28 protein-coding genes and 1 tRNA gene are annotated in these 24769 nt (G+C 58.6%); 23 read left to right on the top strand and 6 right to left on the bottom strand.

Annotated elements, in window-relative coordinates:
• Positions 1 to 16: 16 nt before the first annotated feature.
• Complete coding sequence (locus H0Z09_RS11295) at positions 17 to 934, bottom strand: putative 2-dehydropantoate 2-reductase (protein ID WP_186690562.1); 918 nt, start codon at positions 932 to 934, stop codon at positions 17 to 19.
• A gap of 123 nt (positions 935 to 1057) precedes the next feature.
• Between H0Z09_RS11295 and H0Z09_RS11300 the strand changes: the two genes are divergently transcribed.
• Positions 1058 to 1543, top strand: coding sequence for a YajQ family cyclic di-GMP-binding protein (locus H0Z09_RS11300; protein WP_076949757.1), 486 nt, complete (start codon positions 1058 to 1060; stop codon positions 1541 to 1543).
• A gap of 134 nt (positions 1544 to 1677) precedes the next feature.
• Positions 1678 to 2520, top strand: coding sequence for a mechanosensitive ion channel family protein (locus tag H0Z09_RS11305; protein WP_186690564.1), 843 nt, complete (start codon positions 1678 to 1680; stop codon positions 2518 to 2520).
• Between the two features lie 140 nt (positions 2521 to 2660).
• Here the strand turns inward: H0Z09_RS11305 and H0Z09_RS11310 are convergent, their stop codons facing one another.
• Entirely contained in the window at positions 2661 to 3962 is a 1302-nt protein-coding gene (locus H0Z09_RS11310; protein ID WP_186690566.1) for an OprD family porin, read from the bottom strand.
• An 870-nt stretch (positions 3963 to 4832) separates the two neighbouring features.
• Between H0Z09_RS11310 and H0Z09_RS11315 the strand changes: the two genes are divergently transcribed.
• Both H0Z09_RS11315 and H0Z09_RS11320 read left to right on the top strand, forming a co-directional pair.
• Positions 4833 to 5258, top strand: coding sequence for an HIT domain-containing protein (locus tag H0Z09_RS11315; RefSeq protein WP_186690568.1), 426 nt, complete (start codon positions 4833 to 4835; stop codon positions 5256 to 5258).
• A gap of 3 nt (positions 5259 to 5261) precedes the next feature.
• A complete protein-coding gene (locus tag H0Z09_RS11320) occupies positions 5262 to 5468 on the top strand; it encodes a SlyX family protein (protein WP_090368857.1) in 207 nt (68 codons plus the stop codon).
• Positions 5469 to 5544: 76 nt separating this feature from the next.
• Here H0Z09_RS11320 and H0Z09_RS27490 read toward each other — a convergent pair whose 3' ends face one another.
• Positions 5545 to 6147: a cold-shock protein gene (locus H0Z09_RS27490; RefSeq protein WP_076949753.1), complete on the bottom strand. Its 603-nt coding sequence runs from the start codon at positions 6145 to 6147 to the stop codon at positions 5545 to 5547.
• A gap of 393 nt (positions 6148 to 6540) precedes the next feature.
• Between H0Z09_RS27490 and H0Z09_RS11330 the strand changes: the two genes are divergently transcribed.
• The 18 genes from H0Z09_RS11330 to H0Z09_RS11415 all read left to right on the top strand — a co-directional run bounded on the left by H0Z09_RS11330 (position 6541) and on the right by H0Z09_RS11415 (position 20285).
• Entirely contained in the window at positions 6541 to 7014 is a 474-nt protein-coding gene (locus tag H0Z09_RS11330) for a Dps family protein (RefSeq protein WP_076949752.1), read from the top strand.
• 180 nt (positions 7015 to 7194) lie between these two features.
• Positions 7195 to 7539 (top strand): ribbon-helix-helix domain-containing protein, encoded by a 345-nt coding sequence (locus H0Z09_RS11335; RefSeq protein ID WP_076949751.1) that lies wholly within the window; start codon positions 7195 to 7197, stop codon positions 7537 to 7539.
• 161 nt (positions 7540 to 7700) lie between these two features.
• The gene (locus tag H0Z09_RS11340; protein ID WP_016975453.1) at positions 7701 to 7922 is read left to right on the top strand and encodes an FmdB family zinc ribbon protein; all 222 of its coding nucleotides are present in this window, start codon (positions 7701 to 7703) and stop codon (positions 7920 to 7922) included.
• Positions 7923 to 8030: 108 nt separating this feature from the next.
• The gene (gene aspS / locus H0Z09_RS11345; protein WP_076949750.1) at positions 8031 to 9806 is read left to right on the top strand and encodes an aspartate--tRNA ligase; all 1776 of its coding nucleotides are present in this window, start codon (positions 8031 to 8033) and stop codon (positions 9804 to 9806) included.
• A 134-nt stretch (positions 9807 to 9940) separates the two neighbouring features.
• Complete coding sequence (locus H0Z09_RS11350; RefSeq protein ID WP_186690570.1) at positions 9941 to 10687, top strand: YebC/PmpR family DNA-binding transcriptional regulator; 747 nt, start codon at positions 9941 to 9943, stop codon at positions 10685 to 10687.
• A gap of 143 nt (positions 10688 to 10830) precedes the next feature.
• Positions 10831 to 11355, top strand: coding sequence for a crossover junction endodeoxyribonuclease RuvC (gene ruvC, locus H0Z09_RS11355; protein ID WP_076949748.1), 525 nt, complete (start codon positions 10831 to 10833; stop codon positions 11353 to 11355).
• A gap of 67 nt (positions 11356 to 11422) precedes the next feature.
• The gene (gene ruvA, locus H0Z09_RS11360; RefSeq protein ID WP_186690572.1) at positions 11423 to 12034 is read left to right on the top strand and encodes a Holliday junction branch migration protein RuvA; all 612 of its coding nucleotides are present in this window, start codon (positions 11423 to 11425) and stop codon (positions 12032 to 12034) included.
• Positions 12035 to 13093: a Holliday junction branch migration DNA helicase RuvB gene (gene ruvB / locus H0Z09_RS11365; protein ID WP_015885611.1), complete on the top strand. Its 1059-nt coding sequence runs from the start codon at positions 12035 to 12037 to the stop codon at positions 13091 to 13093. It abuts the gene before it with no gap.
• A gap of 139 nt (positions 13094 to 13232) precedes the next feature.
• The gene (ybgC, locus tag H0Z09_RS11370; protein WP_025854760.1) at positions 13233 to 13688 is read left to right on the top strand and encodes a tol-pal system-associated acyl-CoA thioesterase; all 456 of its coding nucleotides are present in this window, start codon (positions 13233 to 13235) and stop codon (positions 13686 to 13688) included.
• Position 13689: 1 nt separating this feature from the next.
• The gene (gene tolQ / locus H0Z09_RS11375; RefSeq protein ID WP_076949746.1) at positions 13690 to 14385 is read left to right on the top strand and encodes a protein TolQ; all 696 of its coding nucleotides are present in this window, start codon (positions 13690 to 13692) and stop codon (positions 14383 to 14385) included.
• 23 nt (positions 14386 to 14408) lie between these two features.
• Entirely contained in the window at positions 14409 to 14861 is a 453-nt protein-coding gene (gene tolR / locus H0Z09_RS11380; RefSeq protein ID WP_162279258.1) for a protein TolR, read from the top strand.
• Positions 14861 to 15934 (top strand): cell envelope integrity protein TolA, encoded by a 1074-nt coding sequence (gene tolA, locus H0Z09_RS11385; RefSeq protein WP_186690573.1) that lies wholly within the window; start codon positions 14861 to 14863, stop codon positions 15932 to 15934. Before tolR ends, tolA begins: the two co-directional genes overlap by 1 nt.
• A gap of 17 nt (positions 15935 to 15951) precedes the next feature.
• Positions 15952 to 17232 carry a Tol-Pal system beta propeller repeat protein TolB gene (gene tolB, locus H0Z09_RS11390; RefSeq protein ID WP_178115237.1) on the top strand — a complete coding sequence of 427 codons (1281 nt, stop codon included), beginning with the start codon at positions 15952 to 15954 and terminating at the stop codon, positions 17230 to 17232.
• Between the two features lie 55 nt (positions 17233 to 17287).
• Positions 17288 to 17788, top strand: a complete 501-nt coding sequence (gene pal, locus H0Z09_RS11395) for a peptidoglycan-associated lipoprotein Pal (protein ID WP_003209827.1) — start codon at positions 17288 to 17290, stop codon at positions 17786 to 17788.
• 6 nt (positions 17789 to 17794) lie between these two features.
• The gene (gene ybgF / locus H0Z09_RS11400; RefSeq protein ID WP_186690580.1) at positions 17795 to 18643 is read left to right on the top strand and encodes a tol-pal system protein YbgF; all 849 of its coding nucleotides are present in this window, start codon (positions 17795 to 17797) and stop codon (positions 18641 to 18643) included.
• 164 nt (positions 18644 to 18807) lie between these two features.
• Positions 18808 to 19455 carry a 7-carboxy-7-deazaguanine synthase QueE gene (gene queE / locus H0Z09_RS11405; RefSeq protein WP_186690587.1) on the top strand — a complete coding sequence of 216 codons (648 nt, stop codon included), beginning with the start codon at positions 18808 to 18810 and terminating at the stop codon, positions 19453 to 19455.
• Positions 19456 to 19471: 16 nt separating this feature from the next.
• A complete protein-coding gene (gene queC, locus H0Z09_RS11410) occupies positions 19472 to 20146 on the top strand; it encodes a 7-cyano-7-deazaguanine synthase QueC (protein WP_186690785.1) in 675 nt (224 codons plus the stop codon).
• Positions 20147 to 20209: 63 nt separating this feature from the next.
• A tRNA-Lys gene (locus tag H0Z09_RS11415) sits at positions 20210 to 20285 on the top strand.
• 95 nt (positions 20286 to 20380) lie between these two features.
• Here the strand turns inward: H0Z09_RS11415 and H0Z09_RS11420 are convergent.
• From H0Z09_RS11420 to H0Z09_RS11430, 3 genes are all read right to left on the bottom strand, one after another.
• A complete protein-coding gene (locus tag H0Z09_RS11420) occupies positions 20381 to 21304 on the bottom strand; it encodes an Abi family protein (protein ID WP_238340226.1) in 924 nt (307 codons plus the stop codon).
• 406 nt (positions 21305 to 21710) lie between these two features.
• A complete protein-coding gene (locus H0Z09_RS11425) occupies positions 21711 to 22403 on the bottom strand; it encodes an RES family NAD+ phosphorylase (protein ID WP_186690598.1) in 693 nt (230 codons plus the stop codon).
• The gene (locus tag H0Z09_RS11430) at positions 22397 to 22801 is read right to left on the bottom strand and encodes an antitoxin Xre-like helix-turn-helix domain-containing protein (protein WP_186690600.1); all 405 of its coding nucleotides are present in this window, start codon (positions 22799 to 22801) and stop codon (positions 22397 to 22399) included. The genes H0Z09_RS11425 and H0Z09_RS11430 overlap by 7 nt, the downstream gene beginning before the upstream one ends.
• Before the next feature lie 180 nt (positions 22802 to 22981).
• Here H0Z09_RS11430 and H0Z09_RS11435 point away from each other — a divergent pair, with 180 nt between their 5' ends.
• Positions 22982 to 24559 carry a lactate dehydrogenase gene (locus H0Z09_RS11435; protein ID WP_238340227.1) on the top strand — a complete coding sequence of 526 codons (1578 nt, stop codon included), beginning with the start codon at positions 22982 to 22984 and terminating at the stop codon, positions 24557 to 24559.
• Positions 24560 to 24769 lie beyond the last annotated feature (210 nt).

Below are 24769 nucleotides of genomic sequence, written 5' to 3' on the forward strand. Positions count from 1 at the left end.
CAGGGTAGCGCGTGGTTCAGTCGCGGGGCAATCGGCGCACAAGCAACTGTTCGACCAGGCGCACTTGCAGTTGTTGCAGGTGCGGCAGGTTCAATCGATGGCGGGCGGCCGCCTGGCAAGCATAGCCCAACAGGTAGCTGATTTCGGTACGACGCCCGGCGGCCACGTCCTGGTACATGGAGGAGTAATTGGCGGCCGTGGCCTGGATCACCCGTTGCACTTCGTTTTGCAGATCCAGCGCGGCCGCTGGCTGGCCGCAGCATTCCAGCAGTTCACCGAGTTCAGCGCAGAGGGTGGCGACTTCGCAGTGATGGGCCTGCAGTTCGCCATTGCGGCACTGATACAACACGGTCAGCGGGTTGATGGCGCAATTGAGCGCCAGTTTGCGCCATAACCGCGTCAGGATCTCGGTGCTCCAATCGTGGGGGATGCCAGCGGCGTGCAGGTCATCCAGCCAAAGCGGCGGGGTAGGGTGGCTTGCATCTCCGAGCCAGGTGTAACCGTGACCGGCGAATACCACGCGCCAATCGCCGTCGCGAAAGGCGCCTTCGGTGCTGGAGGCAAAGATGCAGCGAGCCTGGGGCAACTGCGCGGCGACCGCATCCTGGCTGCCAAGGCCGTTCTGCAACAGGATGAGTTCGGCATTGGCTGCCAGCCGGTGCTGCAGTTGTGCGACGGCGCTTTGGGCATCGTAGGCTTTGCATGCCACCAGCAGACGATGAATCGGTTCCGGACTGTCGGGCGTTTCGGCGAATACCTTGTAGGTGTGCTCGACGCCCTGTTCCACCAGCGTCAGCCCGTTGCCTGCCTGATAGCTGGCCAAGCGTGTTTTATCGCGCAGGATCAACCGCACGGGCACGCCGGCGCGCGCCAGGCGAGTGGCCCAGAGGGTGCCCAGGCTGCCGGCGCCGAGAATATGCCAGGTGGTCGACATCAGTTTGTGCTCCGTAGGGTCGCTCACAGTGAACGGGGCGAAAGAACCGCTATAATGCCCCGGCATTTTAGCTCGGGCGCGCTCCATCTCTACTGAGCCCGCCCCTTATATTGGAGAAATGACATGCCTTCGTTCGACGTGGTATCCGAACTGGACAAACACGAAGTCACCAACGCCGTCGAGAACGCCGTCAAGGAACTGGACCGCCGCTATGACTTGAAAGGCAAGGGCAGCTTCGAATTCAAGGAAAAGGAACTGACCGTCAACCTGACCGCTGAAGCCGATTTCCAGCTGGAAGCGATGATCGAGATCCTCAAGCTGTCGCTGGTCAAACGCAAGATTGACGCGCAGTGCCTCGAAATCAAGGACGCCTACGCTTCCGGCAAGCTGATGAAGCAGGAAGCCGTGCTCAAGGAAGGCATCGACAAGGAGCTGGCGAAGAAAATCGTCGCTCACATCAAGGATGCCAAGCTCAAAGTCCAGGCCGCCATCCAGGGTGAGCAGGTGCGTATCACCGGCAAGAAGCGTGACGACCTGCAAGAAGCCATCGCGGCCCTGCGCGCCAAGACGTTCGACATGCCGCTGCAGTTCAATAACTTCCGCGACTGATGGCACATTGCGGAACCTGAGGACGTTTTTGGCGTCCGACGCCCCAGGATCCGCGCCTACACTTGAGCCCTACGGGGCTCATTTGCGTTTCAGGCAGCCAATAAGCCGTACATCCGCTACACAGGAGAAGCTACATGGATTTGAACGCTGAAATGGATCACTTGATCAAGACCTCACAGTCGTGGATCCCGATGATCATGGAATACGGCAGCCGGGTATTGCTCGCTGTGGTCACCCTGGCCATCGGCTGGTGGCTGATCAACGTGTTCACCCATCGAGTGGGACGCTTGCTGTCGCTGCGTAACGCGGACCTGGCGCTGCAGCACTTCATCACCAGCCTGGCGAACATCGCGCTCAAAGTGATGCTGATCGTCAGTGTGGCCTCGATGATCGGCGTGGCGACCACCTCGTTCGTCGCCGCGATTGGTGCCGCGACCCTGGCCATCGGCCTGGCCTTGCAAGGCAGCCTGGCCAACTTCGCCGGCGGCGTGCTGATCCTGCTGTTCCGCCCGTTCCGCATTGGTGACTGGATCGAAGCCCAGGGCACCTCGGGCACCGTCGACAGCATCCAGATTTTCCACACCGTGTTGCGTACCGGCGACAACAAGACCGTGATCGTGCCTAACGGCATCCTGTCTAACGGCATCATCACCAATACCAACCGCCAGCCGACGCGTAAGGTGGTGTTTGATGTTGGGGTGGATTACGAGGCTGATTTGCAGAAAGCACGTGAGGTGCTGCTGGAGCTGGCGAAAGACCCGCGCGTGCTGGCCGATCCGGCGCCGGCGGCTGTGGTGTCTACTTTGGGCGATAGCTCTATCACCGTTTCCCTGCGTTGCTGGACCAACACTCCGGATTATTGGGATGTGGTGTTCATGTTCAATGAACTGGCGCGCGATCGTTTAAAAGCGGCGGGGATTGATATCCCATTTCCGCAGCGGGTTATTCGAGTGATGCAGGAAACAGTGGCCAAGTAAGCTGAAATCTCGTTAGTTAGCTAGCTAGTTATCCGTGCTGAAACATTACAGCCATAAAAAAGCCGCTCCCTTGTTAAACAAAGGAGCGGCTTTTTGTTTAAGGCCGAAGCCTTAAGTCATCGTTGTAATCAAACCGTCAATTACAAAATGTTCAGCGGGTATTGCGCGATCAGACGCAGTTCGTCGATGGACGAAGAACCGTAGTAAACACCGTCAGACGAACGATAAGTCGCTTGACGTACGCGCAGGCTCAGGTCTTTGGCTGGACCGCTCTGGATCACGTACTTGGCTTCGATGTCGCGTTCCCACTCTTTACCGTTCGAGGTGGTGGCGGTATTGGCGCCGCTACCGGTCACGTAACGAGTCATGAAGCTCAGGCCAGGAACGCCAAAGGTCGCCATGTTGATGTCGTAACGGGCCTGGTAGGACTTCTCGCCTTCGGCGTTGAAGTCGGAACGGGCAACGGAGTTGGCCAGGAACACCGTGCCGCCACCGTCTACGCCATAACCGTAATCGCCGTCGCCGGTGACTTTCTGGGCTGCCAGGGTGAAGGTGTGAGCGCCAACGGTGTAGGCGCCCTGCAAGCTGAACGCGCGGTTGTCGAGCTTGGTACGTTGTTCGAGCGGCAGAGCGCTGTCTTTGGAAGCGCGCTGCAGGCCTTCGCCTTCGCTCTTGGTATCGTAGATGTTGAAGTCCAGGGCAAACGACTGATCATCGCTCAGGGCGTGTGTCCAGTTCAGGTTGCTGTAGTACTTGCGGAAGTAGTCTTCGGTTTTCGCGTAGTACAGGCTACCGGTGAATTCCGGGGTGAAAGAGTAGACACCACCGACAAAGTCGGTTTTCGTCAGGCCCAAGCTGTCATGGTAGGTCTGGTTTTGCGCAACGCTGGAAGTGAAGTGACCGCCTTCCAGCTTCAGACCCTTGATCTCGTTACTGGTAATCGAGATACCTTGTGGCAGCTCTGGCAGCAAACGGCTGTCATCGGAAGCAAATACCGGGGCTGTGGTGTATTGGTCACCGATTTTCAGGACCGTATCGGAGATACGGAACTTAACGGCGCCGCCGCCTTTGGAATACTCGTCTTGCGAACGACCGTCGGAACCGGTCGGGAACAGGCCGGTACCAGCGCGACCCTTGCCACTGTCGAGCTTGACGCCCAGCAGACCGATCACATCAACACCGACACCGATGGTGCCTTGGGTGAAGCCCGAGGAGTAGAGGCCGTGGAAACCCAGGCCTGACTCTTCGACGCGGCTTTGGGAGCCAGGGCCCGACGGGTTATTACGGAAATCGCGACTGAAGTACAGGGCGCGAGTATTGATGCTGAAAGTGCTGTCTTCAACAAAGCCTTTGGAATCGCTTTGGGCGGACGCCGTTGCGAACTGCGAGGTGCCTGCTGCCGAGACAGCCAGGGCGATCATGCTCCACTTCATCACGCGCATCGTGATTTGCTCCTTTGGTTTTAGGAAGAGTACTGCCGTCCCACCTGTATTTTTGTCTGGGCGGCTCTTTCTTTATTGTGTCGGCGCAAAGTTATATCACGCTGACAATATTGGCGATACGTGCTCAACTTTCCTTTCAGCTTCTTTACGAGCTTGTCGTAGATTGCTATATCCATGTCGCAAATTCACAGCCTCACTGTACCGAGGCTGACAACTTCAATACTGTTTTCGATAGCGTTAAAAGAATGCAAAAAAACGTTACTTTCAACGTTTGAAATCTTCCTTGGTGCGCATTGAACCGCTGCTGTTTTCATCGCGAAACACCTGCTTCCTTCCGGTGCCGTTGCCGACGCTGCAGAGATGAATGCAGCAAGCGTGCCCAAAGCGCAAACTGAATGTCATTTTTTCGTGAAATTCGTCGTGGATTCGTGAAGACCGCATAAGCACGGGGTTTTTACGCCGATTGGTTTGGGTCCCATGCACGCGTTCCTCGTCTGTCTGGTGGTACCTGAATCCTTGAACCGGGCAAAACGTTACCGGTCCACCCCGGCCAGTGGGTAGTAACGGATCTCCAAGAGGCACGTGTGGGTCATTTTGGTGCAGTGCCCTTGCCGCTCCAGAGCCGCATTGATGGCCCAATGCCTCATTTCGTGAGGCCTCTGTGTCGCGGGTTTCGTCGCGATGGTTTGATCAGCCTTCGGCTGTTTGCCCCAAGTCTGGTGATTGAGCGTAGCCGAAATATTCGTTTGTCTCGAAATGGTGCGTTTTTTTCGCCGCGCCTTGCCTGGGTAGCGGTCGCCCTGCGTGAAGCATCTGCCAATCGCAGGTATGCTGCAGCTTGAACCTGACCTGCCGAACGGAGTGCCCGCGGTGTTCGCTTTAGATCAACGCCTTCAACAAGACACGCTGGCGATCGGGGACTTTCCCCTGTGCCGTCTGCTGCTGTCCAACGACTCGAATTACCCGTGGTTCATCCTGGTGCCGCGAATCAACGGTATCAGCGAAGTGTTTCAGCTGGATGTCACCGACCAGCAGCGCTTGTGGCAAGAAACCACTGCCTTGGCCCAGTTGCTCAATGAAGGCCTGTGCGCCGACAAGATGAACATTGGCGCCTTGGGCAATGTGGTCAGCCAGTTGCACGTGCATGTGATCGTGCGCAAGCGCGACGATGCCGCTTGGCCGGCGCCGGTATGGGGCAAGCATCCGGCGCAGCCTTATACGGACGGACAAGTGGCCGCTATTCGCGCCCGTCTGCGTGAACTGTTGCCTGCCGATTTCATTTTTACCCAGGGTTGAATCATGGACCTGCAAGACCGCGTCACCGACCTGGAAAGCCGCCTGGCCTTCCAGGACGACACTATCGAGACCCTCAATGACATCCTGGTCACTCAACAGCGTGCGGTGGAGCGCCTGCAATTGCAGATGACTGCGCTGCTCAAGCGCCAGGAAGAAATGGGCGGCCAATTCGAAACGACTGAAGAAGAAGCGCCGCCGCCCCACTATTGACGGTTTATAGCCGCACATAAAAAACCGCGACCCAGCAACGCTGGATCGCGGTTTTTTTAGGCTGCGAACGCGGGTATCAGCGACGCGGCAGTGCAGCGATCACGTCTTCGGCTTGCAGGCCTTTGTCGCGATTCATGACGGAGAATTCCACGCGCTGGCCTTCCACCAGGACGCGATGGCCTTCGCCGCGGATGGCCCGGAAGTGGACGAAGATATCGTCGCCCGAATCGCGGGAAATAAAGCCGAAGCCCTTGGACGTGTTGAACCACTTGACGGTACCGGTATCCCGGTTGGTCATGTCGTAGCTTTGCGACGAAGTCGCAGGTGACGAACGGTAGAAACTGATGGCCAGGTGTAGAACGATGGCGACCACAGCAATCACCAGGCTGAGCAGGATGGCCGGGTGGCCGCCGACTTCAGGCATGGGTGCCAGGAGGGTGAGGGTTTGAACAACAACAGTCAGCACCAGCAGCGCGCTGACCAGGTTTTGCAGTTGGTGACGTGTGCCTTTGTTCCAGTAAGGGATCACCGGTGCCAGCGTCAGGTTAAGAAGGCCAAACAAGGCCAGGTACAGAGCGTCGTGTTGTTCCAGGTAGGGAGGGCTTCCCTGTTGCAGGCTCGGTATAAAGGACAGCAGCAACGCTGCAACGCCCGTTAGCAGGTGGACGATTTTCAACATTTTGATTAACTCACGTTAAGATGGATCACAAGGAAGAGCTGACTGGCACGGTTCGCTTCTGAACAATGGGAGGCGTTGGGCACGTGCGCGGGGTATCAGCCTATGCCGCTGCCACGGAAAGTAACGGCGACGACACGCCGCCTATTTAACAGCAAAGGCTGTGCCTACTCAAATCAAGCATTTCTGGGTGTTGCAAGGGCCAGGGCATTTCTGCGTAAAACGCCTGTCCTAGACAGGTGCGGGCTTTTCAAGCGGCGTGCAGGGTTATTGCCCGCTTGGCCGGAAGCGGTCGCGGCGGGGCGATTTGCCGCGCCGGGCTGCGCATCGGCGGCACTCTTGCTAGAGTGGGCCTGCGCTTGATCAATGCATACATGTCAATTGAAGGGGATAACCATGGCAATCGATATCGGTATCAGTGAAGAAGATCGTAAATCCATCGTCGACGGGCTTTCGCGACTGCTCTCCGATACCTACGTACTGTACCTGAAGACCCACAACTTCCATTGGAACGTTACGGGCCCCATGTTCCGTACGCTGCACCTGATGTTCGAGGAGCAATACAACGAACTGGCCCTGGCGGTGGACTCCATTGCCGAGCGTATCCGTGCCCTGGGTTTCCCTGCGCCCGGTGCCTATTCGATCTACGCTCGCCTTTCCTCGATCAAGGAAGAGCCAGGCGTGCCGAGCGCTGAGGACATGATCAAGCAACTGGTCGAAGGCCAGGAAGCGGTCACTCGCACCGCACGCGGCATCTTCCCGCTGCTCGACAAGGTCAGCGATGAGCCGACGGCCGATCTGCTGACCCAGCGTATGCAGGTCCACGAGAAAACCGCGTGGATGCTGCGTTCGCTGCTCGAAAACCAATAAACGCAGGCTAAGAGTGGCGCCGTCCTGGCGCCGCTCGCTTGTTTCCGCGCATTTCCTGGCGTTGTCCTACGCCTTTCAACTCCGCGTCTTCTGGCTGCCGCTCTCGCACTGCTGTTCCATAGGGACATTGCCCGGTGGGACAACCCACGGGCGGCTGTTTGGCAATGGAGTGTCAGGTGTATGTCACGCGCAGTAGGTAACGGAGCGGTGGAAACCGGTGGTTTTCACAAAGTAAAGGACGATCCCTTTGCAAAAGGGTTCGACATGGGATTGGCCAAGCCATTGTCGCGGTCGGTGAGGCTCAACGGGTTTTCCACTTGCCTGCGCCTGGAACAGATCTATTGGAATATCCTCACGGAAATAGCCAAAATCAATGCCTGTTCAGTCAGTGCGTTGCTGTCTTATGTCGACCGGGAAGTGCACTTGCGTTATGGCGGTGTGAAGAACTTCAGTGGGCTGGTCAGGGTGGTCTGTGTGGTTCACGTCTTGAAAGGGCGCTTTGAACCGTCATGTTCACCGGGATAGTCGCCGGTGGCATACCCAGGCCCGCGCACGTGGCGTGGGCCCCAGGCAGAAAGCCGGCTGCGCTGCCTCGATTTACCAGATATAATCCCGCGCTTTGCTACGCATGCCGCGGACCAAGGGCAGGCGTGGCGCAGTTACGATCTGATCGCCGAGACATCGCCATGCCCATGTACGACTATCAATGCGCTTCCTGTGGTCATCAATTGGAAGCCATTCAGAAGATCAGCGCAGCGCCGCTGGTCGATTGCCCAGCCTGCCAGGCACCGCAGCTCAAGAAGATGCTGTCCATGCCGGGCTTTCGCCTGAGTGGCAGCGGCTGGTACGAGACCGACTTCAAGACCGGCTCGAAGAAGAACCTGGCGGGCGGCGACAAAGCAGACTGAGTTGAACTCTACGCGCAGGCTCCTGCATTATCCGTCCCCTGCTTTAATGTACGGTGATGCGGCAGGCCTGCCACCGAATTTCGAATTACGAGAAGTGAAACCACGACCATGATGCGCAGCCACTATTGCGGCCAACTGAACGAGACCCTGGAAGGTCAGGAAATCACCCTTTGCGGATGGGTTCACCGTCGCCGCGACCACGGCGGGGTGATCTTCCTCGATATCCGTGATCGTGATGGTCTGGCCCAGGTGGTGTTCGACCCGGATCGCGCCGAGAGCTTCGCCGCCGCCGACCGCGTGCGCAGCGAATACGTGGTGAAGATCACCGGCAAGGTACGCCTGCGTCCGGCCGGTGCGGTGAACAAGAACATGGCATCCGGCGGTATCGAGGTGCTGGGCTACGAGCTGGAAGTGCTGAACGAGTCGGAAACCCCGCCGTTCCCGCTCAACGAATACTCAGACGTAGGCGAAGAAACCCGCCTGCGCTATCGCTTCCTGGATCTGCGTCGTCCGGAAATGGCCGAGAAGCTGCGCCTGCGTTCGCGCATGACCACCAGCATCCGCCGCTTCCTCGACGAGAATGGCTTCCTTGACGTCGAAACCCCGATCCTGACCCGCGCCACCCCGGAAGGCGCGCGTGACTACCTGGTGCCTAGCCGTACCCACCCAGGCAGTTTCTTCGCCCTGCCGCAATCGCCGCAGCTGTTCAAGCAACTGCTGATGGTGGCCGGCTTCGACCGTTACTACCAGATTGCCAAGTGCTTCCGTGACGAAGACCTGCGCGCCGACCGCCAGCCGGAATTCACCCAGATCGACATCGAGACCAGCTTCCTCGATGAAAAAGAGATCATGGGCCTCACCGAGAAAATGATCCGCAACCTGTTCAAGGAAGTGCTGGACCTGGAGTTCGGCGACTTCCCGCACATGACCTTCGAAGAAGCCATGCGCCGCTACGGTTCCGACAAGCCGGACCTGCGTAACCCGCTGGAACTGGTGGACGTGGCCGACCAGCTCAAGGACGTCGACTTCAAGGTGTTCAGCGGCCCGGCCAACGACCCGAAATGCCGCATCGCCGCCCTGCGCGTGCCTGGCGGCGCGAGCATGCCGCGCAAGCAGATCGACGATTACACCAAGTTCGTCGGCATCTACGGTGCCAAGGGCTTGGCGTACATCAAGGTCAACGAGCGCGCCAATGGCGTTGACGGCCTGCAGTCGCCGATCGTGAAAAACATCCCCGAAGCCAACCTGAACACGATCCTCGATCGCGTCGGTGCGGTCGATGGCGACATCGTGTTCTTCGGCGCCGACAAGGCCAAGATCGTCAGCGAAGCCCTGGGCGCGCTGCGCATCAAGCTCGGTCACGACCTCAACCTGCTGACCTGCGAGTGGGCGCCGATGTGGGTCGTCGACTTCCCGATGTTCGAAGAGAACGACGACGGCAGCTTCAGCGCCTTGCACCACCCGTTCACCGCGCCGAAGTGCTCGCCGGCCGAGCTCGAAGCCAACCCGGCAGGCGCGCTGTCCCGTGCCTACGACATGGTGCTCAACGGCACCGAGCTGGGTGGCGGTTCGATTCGTATCCACCGCAAAGAGATGCAGCAAGCTGTCTTCCGTCTGTTGGGCATCAACGAAGCGGAACAGGAAGAGAAGTTCGGCTTCCTGCTCGACGCCCTGAAATACGGCGCGCCGCCCCACGGTGGCCTGGCGTTCGGCCTGGACCGTCTGGTGATGCTGATGACCGGCGCCCAGTCGATCCGCGAAGTGATCGCCTTCCCGAAAACCCAGAGTGCTGCGGACGTGATGACCCAGGCTCCAGGTGTGGTGGATGCCAAGGCATTGCGCGAACTGCACATCCGCCTGCGCGAAACGCCGAAAGCTGAGTAAGGCTGCGGCGTGAAAGCGCGATAAGGTTTGTACGCAGTCAAAAAGGCGCATCTTCGGATGCGCCTTTGCGTTTAAAAGAGGGAAATCCTGCCCTGCGGGATTGATACGGTTTCTACAGAATTCGGAGTTGTGTAATGGCTGGCCATTCCAAGTGGGCGAACATCAAGCACCGCAAAGAGCGTCAGGATGCCAAGAAAGGCAAGATCTTCACCAAGTGGATCCGCGAGCTGACCGTCGCAGCCCGCCAGGGCGGTGGTGACCCAGGCTCCAACCCGCGTCTGCGCCTGGCGCTGGACAAGGCGCTTGGCGCCAACATGAGCCGCGACATCATCGACCGTGCCGTGGCCCGTGGCGCCGGCGCCGCCGATACCGACGACATGGTCGAGCTGACCTACGAAGGCTACGGCCCGGGCGGCGTGGCGGTGATGGTCGAATGCATGACCGACAACCGCAACCGTACCGCAGCGGCCGTTCGGCATGCATTCAGCAAGTGCGGCGGCAACCTCGGCACCGATGGCTCGGTGGCTTACCTGTTCGAGCGCAAGGGGCAGATATCCTTCGCGCCAGGTACCGATGAAGACGCGCTGATGGAAGCGGCGATGGAGGCCGATGCCGACGACGTGGTGACCAACGAAGACGGCTCCATCGATGTATTTACCTCGTTCGCCAGCTTTTATGCCGTACGTAACGCTTTGGAGGCTTCGGGTTTCAAGGGCACCGACGCGGAAATCGTGATGCTGCCGACCACCAGCGCCGAGTTGGACCTGGACGGTGCGCAGAAGGTGTTGAAGCTGCTGGATATGCTCGAAGACCTGGATGATGTGCAAAACGTGTATTCAAACGCCGATATTCCAGAATCCGTAGCCGAGCAGTTAACTTAAGCGCTATGAAAATCTACTGTGGGAGCGGGCTTGCTCGCGAATGCGGCGTATCAGCCAGCACATCTGGCGACTGACACCCCGCATTCGCGAGCAAGCCCGCTCCCACATTGGATCTATGTTGTATCCACCACACCGCAGGCGTTATGACTTTAATCCTAGGTATCGACCCCGGTTCGCGCATCACCGGTTTTGGCGTGGTGCAACAGACGCCGCGCGGCTGCATCTACGTCGCCTCGGGCTGCATACGCACCGGTGCGGGCGAGTTGGCCGAGCGCCTGCAGATCGTCTATCGCGGCGTGCGTGAAGTGATCCAGACCTATGGGCCGATCACCATGGGCATCGAAAAGGTGTTCATGGCCAAGAATGCCGACTCGGCCTTGAAGCTTGGCCAGGCCCGTGGCGCGGCCATTGTCGCCGGCGCGGAGGAGGGCATGGAAATCGCCGAATACACCGCGACCCAGGTCAAGCAGGCGGTGGTTGGCACGGGTGCGGCGAATAAAGAGCAGGTGCAGATGATGGTCATGCACATGCTCAAGCTCACGTCAAAACCGCAGATCGACGCCTCCGACGCCCTGGCCATCGCCATTTGCCATGCGCACACCCGTTCCAGCCTGCTGCCCCACGGCCTCGGCACGGCACGCAGTCGTGGCGGGCGCCTGCGTCTCTGATAGCATCAGCGCAATCGTTATTTCCGGTCAGGCCCTGTTCTGACCTCAAGCTTTAAGGATCTGAACCGTGATTGGACGCTTGCGCGGCACCCTGGCTGAGAAACAGCCGCCGCACCTGATTCTGGATGTAAATGGGTTGGGGTACGAGCTGGAAGTGCCCATGACCACCTTGTATCGCCTACCGTCGGTCGGCGAGCCGATAACACTGCACACCCATCTGGTGGTGCGCGAAGACGCGCAACTACTCTATGGCTTCATTGGCAAGCGCGACCGCGACTTCTTCCGCGAGCTGATCCGCCTCAATGGCGTAGGGCCGAAGCTGGCCCTGGCCTTGATGTCGAGCCTGGAAGTGGATGAGCTGGTGCGGGCCGTGTCGGCCCAGGACACCTCGGCGCTGACCAAGGTGCCGGGCGTCGGCAAGAAGACCGCCGAGCGCCTGCTGGTGGAACTCAAGGACCGCTTCAAGGCCTGGGAAGTGGTGCCGAGCATGTTTGCCCTGGTGCCGAACCAGCCGGATATCCCGGCGGGCCAGGTCGCCAGCGCCGAGAGCGATGCGGTCAGTGCGTTGATCTCCCTGGGCTACAAGCCGCAGGAAGCCAGCAAGGCCGTATCGGCCATCAAGGACAAGAACCTGAGCAGTGAAGACATGATCCGCCGCGCCCTGAAGGGAATGATTTAAGTGATTGAAGCAGATCGTCTGATCGCGGCCACCGGCCCGCGTGACCGTGAAGAAGTCCAGGACCGCGCCATCCGGCCCCTGAGCCTGGCCGACTACATCGGCCAGCCCACCGTGCGCGAGCAGATGGAGTTGTTCATCCAGGCCGCGCGCGGGCGCAGCGAGTCCCTGGATCACACGCTGATCTTCGGCCCGCCGGGCCTGGGCAAGACCACCCTGGCCAACATCATTGCCCAGGAAATGGGCGTGTCGATCAAGTCCACCTCCGGCCCGGTGCTGGAACGCCCCGGTGACTTGGCGGCGTTGCTGACCAACCTCGAGCCCCACGACGTGCTGTTCATCGATGAAATCCACCGGCTCTCGCCGATTGTCGAGGAAGTGTTGTACCCGGCGATGGAAGACTTCCAGCTCGACATCATGATCGGCGAGGGCCCGGCAGCCCGCTCGATCAAGCTCGACCTGCCGCCGTTCACGTTGGTGGGCGCCACGACCCGCGCGGGCATGTTGACCAACCCGCTGCGAGACCGTTTCGGCATAGTTCAACGTCTGGAGTTCTATAGCACGGCAGACCTTGCGACCATCGTCAGTCGTTCGGCGGGCATTCTCGGCTTGCCCCTGGACCCGGAAGGCGCGTTTGAAATCGCCCGTCGCGCCCGCGGTACGCCTCGGATCGCCAACCGCCTGCTGCGGCGTGTGCGCGACTTCGCCGAAGTGCGGGCCAAGGGGCATATCACCAAGGCCGTGGCCGACCTGGCCCTGAACCTGCTGGACGTGGATGAGCATGGCTTCGACCACCAGGATCGGCGCCTGCTCTTGACCATGATCGAGAAGTTCGACGGTGGCCCGGTGGGCGTCGACAGTTTGGCGGCAGCCATCAGCGAGGAGCGCCATACCATCGAGGATGTGCTGGAGCCGTACCTGATCCAGCAGGGCTACATCATGCGCACCCCCAGGGGTCGGGTGGTCACGCGCCATGCCTACCTGCACTTCGGGTTAAATATTCCGTCACGATTGGGTGAGATGCCCGTGGTAGACGAATTCCTCGATGCAGTGGACGATTAATAGCTTCACGCAAGACGATTTATTCGATGTTTGTGCTGTCCTAGTGCCTGGTGTCGTCATTCAGTCACTGAATTTGTTTCAGACAATGAAAAAACAGTTGCCCAGCCGGATTGGCAACCTGAGGAGTAAGCACTAGAGTATGCGCGCGCAAAACGGGGATCAGTCGTTCGCACATCGCTGTCGCGTTTATTACGAGGACACCGATGCCGGCGGCATCGTGTATTACGTCAATTACCTCAAGTTCATGGAGCGGGCTCGAACCGAGCGGCTACGGGAACTGGGCTTTGCCCAATCCGAGCTGGCAGGAGAGGACCTGTTATTCGTCGTGCACTCCAGCGAGGCGCGGTATCACGCGCCGGCGCGGCTGGACGACGAACTGTTGGTAAGCGCTGAAGTAATTGAATTGAACCGTGTCAGCCTGCGTTTCAAACAGCAGGTCAGGCGGGCAACGGATGCAACGCTGCTCTGCGAGGGGCAGTTCCTGGTGGCCTGTGTGCGCACCAATAGCTTGAAACCCCGGGCCATTCCCGAAGCTTTACGTGCGGCCTTTGCCGACGTAAGCGGCGCGGGTAAACAATCAAAGCAGGAGATTTAGCGTGGAACCTACCGTCGTCGACCATTCCTCCATGTGGAGCCTGGTCAGCAATGCCAGTATCGTGGTTCAACTGGTGATGCTGACCCTGGTAGCCGCATCGGTTACCTCTTGGGTCATGATTTTTCAGCGCAGCAACCTGCTGCGTGCCGGTCGACGTGCCCTGGAGAGCTTTGAAGAGCGCTTCTGGTCGGGTATCGACCTGTCCAAGCTGTATCGCCAGGCCGGCAGCAATCCCGACCCGGATTCGGGCGTCGAGCAGATCTTTCGAGCCGGCTTCAAGGAGTTCTCCCGTCTTCGCCAGCAGCCAGGCGTCGATCCGGAAGCGGTGATGGAAGGTGTGGCCCGTGCCATGCGCGTCGCCATTTCCCGCGAAGAAGAGAAGCTTGAGCAGAGCCTGCCGTTCCTCGCTACCGTCGGTTCCGTGAGCCCGTACATCGGCCTGTTCGGTACTGTGTGGGGGATCATGAACTCCTTCCGTGGCCTGGCCCAGGCCCAGCAAGCCACCCTGGCCACCGTGGCCCCGGGTATTGCCGAAGCCCTGATCGCCACCGCGATCGGACTGTTCGCTGCTATCCCCGCAGTAATTGCCTACAACCGTTTTGCCGCAACCAGCGAAACGTTGATCAGCCGTTACTACACCTTCGCCGATGAATTCCAGGCGATCCTGCACCGTAAAGTGCACACCAGCGAAGAATAAGCAGGTAATTCCCAATGGCTTTAATCGCTCGAGCTCGCAAAAAGCGCAAGCCGGTCGCCGAGATGAACGTAGTGCCCTACATCGACGTGATGCTGGTACTGCTTGTCATCTTCATGGTGACCGCGCCGATGCTCAATCAGGGCGTGAAAGTTGATCTGCCCAAGGTTTCCAGCGAAGCCTTGCCGCAGGACAACAACACCCAGGTCCTGACCATTTCGATCAAGGCTGACAAGACCTATTACTGGAACCTTGGCAGCGAAGTCGATACCCAGAAACAGCAGGACAAGGCCATGACCTTGCCGCAGATGACCGATGCCGTGACCAAGATCATCCGCTCCGGCACCGAAGGCGGCAAGCACACCCAGGTGTTCATCCGCGGTGACAAATCGGTCGACTACGGTTCCGTCATGGGCGCCATGGGCGGGCTGCAGAAGGCCGGCGTGGGTAACGTTGGCCTGATTACCGAGGCGCCCTGATGCACCAACAGCGAGAGCCGTCCGCCTCGGAAAGCTTCTTCTGGCCTAGCGTCTGGGCAATTGCCCTGCATGTCCTGGTGTTTGGCATGCTGTTCGTCAGCTTTGCCATGACCCCGGACCTGCCGCCAGCCAAGCCGATCGTGCAGGCGACCCTGTATCAGCTGAAATCGAAAAGTCAGGCCACCACCCAGACCAATCAGAAGATTGCGGGTGAGGCCCAGAAGTCGGCTGCGCGCCAGACTGAAGTCGAACAGATGGAACAGAAGAAGGTCGAGCAGGAAGCGGTGAAGGCTGCTGCGGAACAAAAGAAAGAAGAGGCCGCTCAAAAGGCCGAGGAATCGAAAAAGGCTGACGAAGCGAAGAAGGCCGACGAGGCGAAAAAGGCTGATGAAGCCAAAAAGTCCGAGAAGGCTGCCGAAGCTAAAAAAGCCGAAGAGAAACAATTGGCTGATATAGCCAAGAAGAAATCTGAAGAAGAAGCCAAGAAAGCTGCCGAAGAAGAGGCCAAGAAAAAGGCCGCTGAAGACGCCAAGAAGAAAATAGTCGAAGACGCGAAGAAGAAAGCCGCCGAAGACGCCAAGAAAAAAGCTGAAGCAGACGAGGCGAAGAAGAAAATCGCCGACGACGCGAAGAAGAAAGCTGCCGCCGACGCCTCCAAGAAAAAGGCCCAGGAAGCAGCGCGCAAATCCGCCGAAGAGAAGAAGGCCCAGGCCTTGGCAGACTTGCTTTCCGACACGCCTCAGCGTCAGCAAGCCTTGGCCGACGAGCAGGGTGATGAAGTAGCGGGCAGTTTCGACGACCTGATTCGGGCGCGGGCAGCGGAAGGTTGGACACGTCCACCTTCGGCACGCAAAGGCATGACAGTAGTGCTGCAGATCGGCATGTTGCCGGACGGTACGGTGACTTCGGTCAGCGTGGCCAAGTCCAGTGGTGACGGTTCGTTCGACAGTTCGGCGGTTGCAGCGGTCAAGAACATTGGCCGGTTGACCGAGATGCAGGGAATGAAACCAAGCGACTTCGCTCCCTATCGTTCATTCAAGATGACATTCACACCTGAGGATCTAGCCTTGTGAGAAACCTTCTTCGAGGAATGCTTGTCGTTATTTGCTGTATGGCAGGGATAGCGGCGGCGGATGAAAAGAACATCCTGGTCACCAGCGGCAGCGATCGGGCCACTCCGATCGCGGTAGTGCCGTTCGGCTGGCAGGGCGGCAGCGTACTGCCGGACGACATGGCCCAGATCGTCAGCGACGACCTGCGCAACTCCGGTTACTACGCACCGATTCCGAAAGGCAACATGATCAGCCAGCCGAACCAGGCCAGCGAAGTCGTGTTCCGTGACTGGAAAGCGGTGGGCGCGCAGTACCTGATGGTCGGCAACATCACGCCGGCCGGCGGTCGCCTGCAGATCACCTACACCTTGTTCAACGTGGCCACCGAGCAGCAGGTCCTGACCGGCAGTGTCTCCGGCACCGCCGAACAACTTCGGGACATGGCCCACTACATCTCGGACCAGTCGTTTGAAAAGCTCACCGGTATCAAGGGTGCTTTCTCGACGCGCCTGCTGTATGTGACGGCTGAACGTTTCTCCGTAGACAACACCCGCTACACGCTGCAGCGTTCGGACTACGACGGTGCGCGCGCGGTGACGTTGCTGCAATCGCGTGAGCCCATCCTGTCGCCGCGCTTTGCGCCGGACGGTAAGCGTATCGCCTACGTGTCTTTCGAGCAGCGTCGTCCACGCATCTTCGTCCAGCATATCGATACGGGCCGTCGTGAGCAGATCACCAACTTCGAAGGCCTCAACGGCGCGCCTGCCTGGTCGCCGGATGGTTCGCGCCTGGCGTTCGTGCTGTCCAAGGATGGCAACCCGGACATCTACGTGATGAATATGGCTTCGCGCCAGATCAGCCGTGTTACCAGCGGCCCTGGCATCAATACCGAACCGTTCTGGGGTAAAGACGGTTCAACCATCTACTTCACGTCCGACCGTGGCGGCAAGCCACAGGTCTACAAGGCGAACGTGGGCGGTGGTGGTGCGGAACGCGTGACGTTTATTGGCAACTACAACGCCAATCCGAAGCTTTCGGCTGATGAAAAGACGTTGGTGATGATTCACCGTCAGGATGGTTTCACTAATTTCCGGGTTGCGGCCCAGGATTTGCAGCGCGGAACCGTAAAAATCCTTACAGATACCAACCTTGATGAGTCAGCTACTGTTGCGCCCAACGGCACCATGGTAATCTACGCCACCCGCCAGCAGGGCCGGGGAGTCTTGATGCTCGTGTCCATCAATGGACGCGTAAGGCTCCCACTTCCTACCGCACAAGGCGAAGTCAGAGAACCATCCTGGTCCCCTTACCTGAACTGACGCGGCGCTACAAAAAGAAGTACTTAACACACTGGGGTTCATTAGGAGTTTCACGATGGAAATGCTGAAGTTTGGTAAGTTTGCTGCTCTGGCTCTGGCTCTGTCCGTAGCCGTTGGTTGCTCGTCTAAAGGCGGCGACAATGCCGGTGAAGGCGCAGCTGTTGATCCAAACGCTGGTTACGGCGCTAACACTGGTGCGGTTGACGGCTCCCTGAGCGAAGAAGCTGCTCTGCGCGCTATCACCACTTTCTACTTCGAATACGACAGTTCGGACCTGAAACCAGAAGCCATGCGCGCTCTGGACGTTCACGCGAAAGACCTGAAAGCTAACGGCGCTCGCGTTGTTCTGGAAGGTAACACCGACGAACGTGGTACTCGTGAGTACAACATGGCACTGGGCGAGCGTCGTGCGAAAGCCGTTCAGCGCTACCTGGTACTGCAAGGTGTTGCTCCAGGCCAACTGGAACTGGTTTCCTACGGTAAAGAGCGTCCAGTTGCTACTGGCCACGACGAGCAGTCCTGGGCTCAAAACCGTCGCGTCGAACTGCGTAAGTAATTCGTCATGCGAACGTGCCGTCGTGCTCTGACTGTATTGGCTCTCAGCCTCGCACCGCTTGCGGTGTGGGCTGCGGTTCCTGTAACGGATAGCAACTCGGGCTATAACAATAGCGGGAGCAGCTATCCGCCAGCAGGTTATGGCACGAACGGCGCCTATGCGGGGGGAGCGGCTACGTCCGCTCCCTCGGCACAGGGCGAACTGTTCAACCAGCTGCAACGCATGCAGGATCAATTGGCGCAGCAACAGGGCGCAATTGAAGTACTGCAGAATCAAGTGAACCAGCTGAAGCAAGAAGGCCTGGAGCGATACCAGGATCTTGATCGACGTATTGGAGCCGGCGTTACACCTGCCGCAACTCCTGATAATTCTTCTGCCGGTGGCACGCCAAGCGCTGCTATCGGTGGTGCCGCTGCCGGCGGTGCGGCAGCGGGCGCGGCTGCCAGCCAAGCCCCTGCGGCGAGCAGTGAACCAGGCGATCCGGCCAAGGAAAAGCTGTATTACGATGCAGCTTTCGACCTGATCAAAGCCAAGGATTTCGATAAGGCCAGCCAGGCCTTTACCGCTTTCCTGCGCAAGTACCCGAACAGCCAGTACGCGGGCAACGCCCAATACTGGCTGGGCGAAGTCAACCTGGCAAAGGGTGACCTGCAGGGCGCGGGCCAGGCGTTCGCCAAGGTCAGCCAGCTGTACCCCAAGCACGCCAAGGTACCGGATTCGCTGTACAAACTCGCTGATGTAGAGCGCCGCCTGGGTCATACCGACAAGGTTAAAGGCATTCTGCAGCAAGTGGTGGCCCAATATCCGGGTACCTCCGCTGCCCAGTTGGCCCAACGGGACCTGCAGCGCTTGTAAGCGATGCAACCCGTTTAGAAGAAACCCGCGCCTGTCGCGGGTTTTTTCGTTAGAATCCACGCCCTTTTATGAAACACGCTTTTTGGGGCCTGCGCGTTGGCGGGGTCTCTTGAAGTGCCTGACGGAGGCGGACAGCCTGTTTAGCTGTTACGCCCGTGGCGATTATGCAAGACACATTACGTATTACCGAAGTTTTTTACTCGTTGCAGGGTGAAACGCGGACGGCTGGGCTGCCCACCGTTTTTGTGCGCCTGACCGGTTGCCCCTTGCGTTGCCAATACTGTGACAGCGCCTACGCCTTCAGTGGCGGCACGGTGCGCACCCTTGATGACATCCTTGAGCAGGTCGCCGGCTACAAGCCGCGCTACGTCTGCGTGACCGGCGGCGAGCCGCTGGCCCAGCCCAATGCTATCCCTTTGCTCAAGCGGCTGTGCGACGCCGGCTACGAAGTGTCGCTGGAGACCAGCGGCGCCCTGGATATCTCGGCGGTTGACCCACGCGTCAGCCGCGTGGTCGACCTCAAGACCCCGGGTTCCAAGGAAGCGCATCGCAACCGCTACGAGAACATCGACCTGCTGACGGCCAACGACCAGGTCAAGTTCGTCATCTGTTCCCGCGAAGACTACGATTGGGCCAACTCCAAGCTGATTCAGTATGGCCTGGACCGCCGCGCGGGCGAGGTACTCTTCTCGCCAAGCCACCATGACTTGAACGCACGCGACCTCGCCGATTGGGTGGTGGCGGACAATCTACCGGTGCGCCTGCAATTGCAGTTGCATAAATATCTTTGGAATGACGAGCCAGGGCGCTGATATGACTGAACACACGATGGACCAAAAACGTGCGGTAATCCTGCTGTCCGGCGGCCTCGACTCCGCCACGGTGGTCGCTATGGCGCAGGCTGAAGGCTACAGCTGCTACACCATGAGTTTTGACTACGGCCAACGGCATCGTGCCGAGTTGAACGCCGCCGCCCGTGTCGCCCGTGACATGGGTGTGGTCGAGCACAAGGTGATTGGCCTCAACCTCAACGGTATCGGCGGCTCCGCGCTGACCGACAGCAGCATCGACGTGCCGCAGGCGCCCAGCGAAGGGATCCCGGTGACCTACGTGCCTGCACGTAACACCGTATTCCTGTCCCTGGCCCTGGGTTGGGCGGAAGTGCTCAACGCTCGCGATATCTTTATCGGCGTGAACGCAGTGGATTATTCCGGCTACCCGGACTGCCGGCCGGAGTTCGTCGAGTCGTTCGAACGCATGGCCAACCTCGCGACAAAGGCCGGCGTAGAGGGGCAAGGCTTCCGCATCCTGGCGCCGCTGCAGAACCTGAGCAAAGCCGACATCGTCAAGGCAGGCGTAGGACTTGGCGTTGATTATTCGCTGACTGTTTCCTGCTACCTGGCAGACGATGACGGCCGTGCTTGTGGGAAATGCGACAGCTGCCGGCTGCGTGCAGAAGGCTTCCAAGCGGCCGGAATCACTGACCCAACGCGTTATTTCTGATTTATTTCAAATAAGGTGTTGAATAATCCTTAGAAATCAGTATTATACGCGCCACCACACAGCGGGTCGTTAGCTCAGTTGGTAGAGCAGTTGGCTTTTAACCAATTGGTCGTAGGTTCGAATCCCACACGACCCACCATTTTTGGCGGTTTAGAAAATCCGGAAGGCCCACGCAAGTGAGGATTTCCGGGTTTTTTTTTGCCTGGGATTTGGTGGATGACGTAGGCCGTGAATTCAGATGCCGAACAACTGCCGTGGGAACCCGTTTTCGGAAGGAAGCCCTAGAGATCCAAAGGGGCAGCCTGGAAGGTCAGGCTTGGAGTCGATGACATCCGCCACATGCCGGATCCAGTCGGAGCTTGGCCCAATGCGCTGTACCAGAAACCAGATAATGGCGATCTGTCCGTATAGGCGAGTCAGTGCATTATGGTCCAGGTTCAACGCTTGGAAGTATGGCTCTGCAGGAAGATCGGGAAGGCGGTTTGCTGATACCTGGTTCCAGATACGGCTGTGGTGCGCACAGCGATTTCTCAACGTGTTGATTTCTTGAAGCCACAGCTTGAGTGTCCTCGTGTTTGAGATCCCCAGTCGCTGCGCAATACGGTTCTGGTGGCTGCCTTTGAGTATTTCGTAATACTTGGAAAGGGTACCGAAGTCCCATGCCTCTACTGCTACCCAGAACGGAATCGCTCTGCGGTGTTGTTTATGCCACTCAATGCAATCTTCTTGACTTCGGGCGACTAATGCATTTTGACGATCCAGCCATTCCAGCCAAGTATTGCGCTGACGGTTATTTCTATCCGTCCAGTTTTGAGTTTGCTTGGGGACGATGAACCTGGCGTCTGTATAAGCCATCGGCCCATGAAATCCTACTTCATGAGCTGTCACGGTCCGAACGCGGATCTCGATTCGCTCAATGGCATCAAGCATTAATTGGCGCAGCCGCTTATCAAACAGGTAGAGGCTGAACGCGTCCTCGAATGTGGTAGCTGGAAGGAAGGAGTCTTGTCGAAGGGGCTTCCCGGTTACACCGCACAGGACGACGTTCTGCTGGAGGTCTCGGACAAACTCACGAGCCGCAAACCAGTAACCGCTGAGGCGATAGTACCCGACCTGGGAGAGCTTACGTTCTGAACGCGCTGCGTCGGCAATGCTCATGCCGCGTCGGTTCAACAATATTACGAGATCCGCATAGGTCCGAAATGGCTTCGGTGATGACAGCTGTTGCAACGTCCATGTTCCATATACAAGAAGGCCCAAACATAGAGCTGGACAAGCCAGCCCCAGAGGATCGGGCGCTATTGGGCCCGATTTTCGGTTATCAGCGTTTCTGTGTCAATTGACTGGCAGCCTTAGCGATGTGGTCGAGTGTATATGACCATCGGTGACCTCAAGCTGTGGCGGATTGACGAATTTGTCACTTTTGATTAATTCGGCGGGTATCTGAATATGCCAGGGGTCGTGGAAGGTCCACGCACGTGAGGATTTCCGGGGCGCAGGGCGCGCGATCTGGAAGGGGCACCATCGACGCGCAACAACCCTGCGGCGCACCTATTGCCGCATGTCACGCTTCGCTGATCTTGTTCACGCTGGACAGATGGCCATTCCAGACCATTTCATAGTGGGCCGTCTGGATGATCGAAGAGACCGGTCTTGGGGTCATCAGCGCCCAGCAATGATTGCCATGCAAACGCACCGAGTTGTAGCGAAGGCCGGGGCAGCCGGCTTCCTTCACCGCTCTGCCCAGCGCACGGGCGTGGGCGTAGTCGTCAGGGTCATACAGAGGGTCGCTCATCGGCAGCGAGGTCGCGTCTTTCATCAGGTGTTCCGCGAAGGTGCAGGTCAGGCCTCGAAAAACGAAGCGCTCGTAATTGAGCCCGCGGACCTTTTGCCAGTATTTCTCTTGATGATGGTGCACCTCCGCAAGCGCGGTCTCCATCGTGGCGGCCAGGTACAGCACGCCGAAGCTGCCGTCACTGAAGCGTGAGCCCTCGGGATTGATGTGGGTGAAGGGCGCCGTTGCATAAGAGCAGCCCGAAATACCAAACGGAATGTCCTTGCGGGGTATCAGCTCGATGCTCCCCACTTCGTTTTTCAGCCTGGGGTTGGTCAGCGCCTGGATGTGGTAGAGGGTTTCGAATTCGTCCGCATCGGCGACATCATCAAACAAGGCGATGGGCGGAAACTTGGAGTTGACCAGGCGATAGGCGTGCACCTGTTCGCCAGGCAGATCAGCCAAGCGCGTCAGCATTACCATTGCGCTCCACGCAAGACATCGATGCGGCGATACGTTTCGTACAGGGAAATCATGTCCCCCTGCGACATGACCTCCAGCGGCGTACGGCCGTTGAAGAAACTGTTGTCGTTCGCCATCGACGCAAATCCGTAGACGTTCTCGGGATTATCAAAAACCAGGCGCAGTGCCGCGTGGATGTTGAGTACGAGACTGATGCGCTGCATCTGATCCGCGTCCAGGCTCACCGACCAAGCTGTATCGCCCTGTTTGGCTCGGGTGAAGGTGCTACGGGAAATGCGCAGAACACGGCAAGCCTGATCACTCGATGCCTGCCATTTTTCGAGGATGCCCACCGCTGCGCGAAGACCGGTCACGCATTGCTCTTTGGTGAAAGCCTGCGCTTGGGAAACGGCTGTCATTGCTTGACTCCTCTGATATGCGTCCGTGGAATCAAATATAGATCATTTGCATCTATGGATCAAATCCGATCGGCGCGGCCAGAAAACCATTTTCCACATGGCTTTTTGCTACTTATGTGCTGTCAATTGGTCGAAGTCTTGGTTAGATTAAGCCTTGTTCAGCTCACGACAGGGACGGTCATGACCACGCTTTCGCCTATAGGCGCCACCCCGCCACTTATCTTCCGTGCGACTGAGGCGCCTGCCACCGCCCAGGCGCCCAATGCCGACGTCAGCATGACGCGGCCTTCTTCGGTTGTCAGCCTGGGCAACGATGTATCCGATACGCTCGCCAATACCTATTCCCGCCATGGGCAATTCCCAGGTCAGGAAACTGTGCGTGCCTGGGAGAGCGACAGCCAGACTGCGCTGAGCAAGACCCTCGACGCCAATTTCAACTCATTGTCCACGGCCAAGCGTTTCAATGGCATCGGCACCGGCCTGATCGCGCAATTCGTCAAGGGTGGCGGGGCGGGGTTTTCGCAGTCGGTGATGTACGCGAGTGCCGACCAGGCGCAAAACGCCGGTGAGATCAAGGCCGATCAAAGCTTGCTGCACAGCAAGGCCGACAACCTGGTGAGCCTCAGCATCAAGACCGCCAGTGGCAAGACCGTCACGTTCAGCCTTTCCAGCCAAGCCGAGGGTCTGGGCGTGCAGGCCACCGTGGATGGCGGCACGTTGAGCGACGCCGAACTCGAAGCGGTCGGCAAACTGGGGAGTGCTTTCCAGGCCAGCGTGGATGGGTTGACTGCAGCGCCGCCAAAGCTCGACCTGAACCGGCTGACGCAGTTTGATTCCAGGCTGCTGGCCTCGGTGGACCTCAGCGTCAAGCTAAAGACACTGGATGGCCAGGGCTTGAGCCTGGCCTTCCACGCCGACAGTCAAAGCCGCAGCACGCGCCTGAGTGGCGCGCTGGGCCAACTGGACCTGGCCGTCGATCTGAAAAACAGCGCAATCCTGGGCGACGCCAAGCAACAGGCCAAGGCGCTGAAAAGCTACCTGGCCCAATTTGAACGGGCACAGGAGCGCGGCAACGCCAAACCGGAACTGATGGCGATGTTCAAAGACGCCTTCAGTGCCATGAACGCCAGTTATCCACAGGGCGCGTCGTTGCCGCAAGCGCTGACGCGCAACCCCACGGATCAGAACATGCTGACCGGCCTGGCGGACTTCAAGGCGTCGCTCAAGCAGGCCAGTGAGTCGACCAACCCGATGCGACCGTCCGAGGTCGACGGTTTTGCTTATGAAGTCTCGCAAAAGACTCGCGTCGGCGGCACCAGCACCTTGGACCGCAGCATCAGCCAGGTTCAGCAGTCGAGCCTTTCTGCCAGTTTCCATAAAGGCCTAAGGGGGGAAAAGGCCCCGGCCCTGGATGGCAGCGCTGAATCGCAGAATTACCTCTATGTGCAGGTGCAGGACAAGGCCAGCAGTTTGGCTACGCTTGGGTACAAGGACGGCATGCTGACCGACGCTTCCGTATCGCAAGAGGCCAGTCAGAACACCCGTACGCAAAAGTACGTGATGGGCAAGCGGGTGGACGAAACCTTCGTGCCCGCGCAGGCCTCGGTCAAGCGCGATTACCTGGTGCTGCTCGAATACGCGGCCAAGGAGAGCGAGAAGTCCGAGGACGCGCTGGAGACGTCCAGTCTGAAAGACGCGCTGGTCAACCTGCAGGCGTCGGTAATACTGCAGGAAGATCCGTCCGCGTTGGTGCGCTGACGCAGGCTGAAAAAAAACGGGGAACCCCAGCCGTGGGGTTCCCCGTTTTTTTGCCCGACAGGCGCACCGGCGAATGCCAGATTAGGCTTTTGAAACCATTGGATATTCTGTAGCCTTGCGCAGCTTCATCGCTAACCGTGCTTGATGAACACAACCCCTTCATCCGGCGGCGCCCGAAAGGCTCCAGAGCCGGTGGTACACTCGACTTTC

It is taken from the genome of Pseudomonas sp. SWRI18 (assembly GCF_014268345.1).
GTDB lineage: Bacteria > Pseudomonadota > Gammaproteobacteria > Pseudomonadales > Pseudomonadaceae > Aquipseudomonas > Aquipseudomonas cedrina.

Coding starts and splice junctions, on each gene's coding strand:
- queE (WP_186690587.1), top strand. CDS start 18,808: ATGCAAGACACATTACGTATTACCGAAGTTTTTTACTCGTTGCAGGGT.
- aspS (WP_076949750.1), top strand. CDS start 8,031: ATGATGCGCAGCCACTATTGCGGCCAACTGAACGAGACCCTGGAAGGT.
- H0Z09_RS11305 (WP_186690564.1), top strand. CDS start 1,678: ATGGATTTGAACGCTGAAATGGATCACTTGATCAAGACCTCACAGTCG.
- H0Z09_RS11430 (WP_186690600.1), bottom strand. CDS start 22,801: ATGACAGCCGTTTCCCAAGCGCAGGCTTTCACCAAAGAGCAATGCGTG.
- H0Z09_RS11425 (WP_186690598.1), bottom strand. CDS start 22,403: ATGGTAATGCTGACGCGCTTGGCTGATCTGCCTGGCGAACAGGTGCAC.
- queC (WP_186690785.1), top strand. CDS start 19,472: ATGGACCAAAAACGTGCGGTAATCCTGCTGTCCGGCGGCCTCGACTCC.
- H0Z09_RS11340 (WP_016975453.1), top strand. CDS start 7,701: ATGCCCATGTACGACTATCAATGCGCTTCCTGTGGTCATCAATTGGAA.
- tolB (WP_178115237.1), top strand. CDS start 15,952: ATGCTTGTCGTTATTTGCTGTATGGCAGGGATAGCGGCGGCGGATGAA.
- ybgC (WP_025854760.1), top strand. CDS start 13,233: ATGCGCGCGCAAAACGGGGATCAGTCGTTCGCACATCGCTGTCGCGTT.
- ybgF (WP_186690580.1), top strand. CDS start 17,795: ATGCGAACGTGCCGTCGTGCTCTGACTGTATTGGCTCTCAGCCTCGCA.
- H0Z09_RS11295 (WP_186690562.1), bottom strand. CDS start 934: ATGTCGACCACCTGGCATATTCTCGGCGCCGGCAGCCTGGGCACCCTC.
- ruvC (WP_076949748.1), top strand. CDS start 10,831: ATGACTTTAATCCTAGGTATCGACCCCGGTTCGCGCATCACCGGTTTT.
- tolA (WP_186690573.1), top strand. CDS start 14,861: ATGCACCAACAGCGAGAGCCGTCCGCCTCGGAAAGCTTCTTCTGGCCT.
- H0Z09_RS11420 (WP_238340226.1), bottom strand. CDS start 21,304: ATGAGCATTGCCGACGCAGCGCGTTCAGAACGTAAGCTCTCCCAGGTC.
- pal (WP_003209827.1), top strand. CDS start 17,288: ATGGAAATGCTGAAGTTTGGTAAGTTTGCTGCTCTGGCTCTGGCTCTG.
- H0Z09_RS11300 (WP_076949757.1), top strand. CDS start 1,058: ATGCCTTCGTTCGACGTGGTATCCGAACTGGACAAACACGAAGTCACC.
- H0Z09_RS11330 (WP_076949752.1), top strand. CDS start 6,541: ATGGCAATCGATATCGGTATCAGTGAAGAAGATCGTAAATCCATCGTC.
- H0Z09_RS11350 (WP_186690570.1), top strand. CDS start 9,941: ATGGCTGGCCATTCCAAGTGGGCGAACATCAAGCACCGCAAAGAGCGT.
- H0Z09_RS11320 (WP_090368857.1), top strand. CDS start 5,262: ATGGACCTGCAAGACCGCGTCACCGACCTGGAAAGCCGCCTGGCCTTC.
- H0Z09_RS27490 (WP_076949753.1), bottom strand. CDS start 6,147: ATGTTGAAAATCGTCCACCTGCTAACGGGCGTTGCAGCGTTGCTGCTG.
- H0Z09_RS11435 (WP_238340227.1), top strand. CDS start 22,982: ATGACCACGCTTTCGCCTATAGGCGCCACCCCGCCACTTATCTTCCGT.
- H0Z09_RS11310 (WP_186690566.1), bottom strand. CDS start 3,962: ATGCGCGTGATGAAGTGGAGCATGATCGCCCTGGCTGTCTCGGCAGCA.
- H0Z09_RS11335 (WP_076949751.1), top strand. CDS start 7,195: ATGTCACGCGCAGTAGGTAACGGAGCGGTGGAAACCGGTGGTTTTCAC.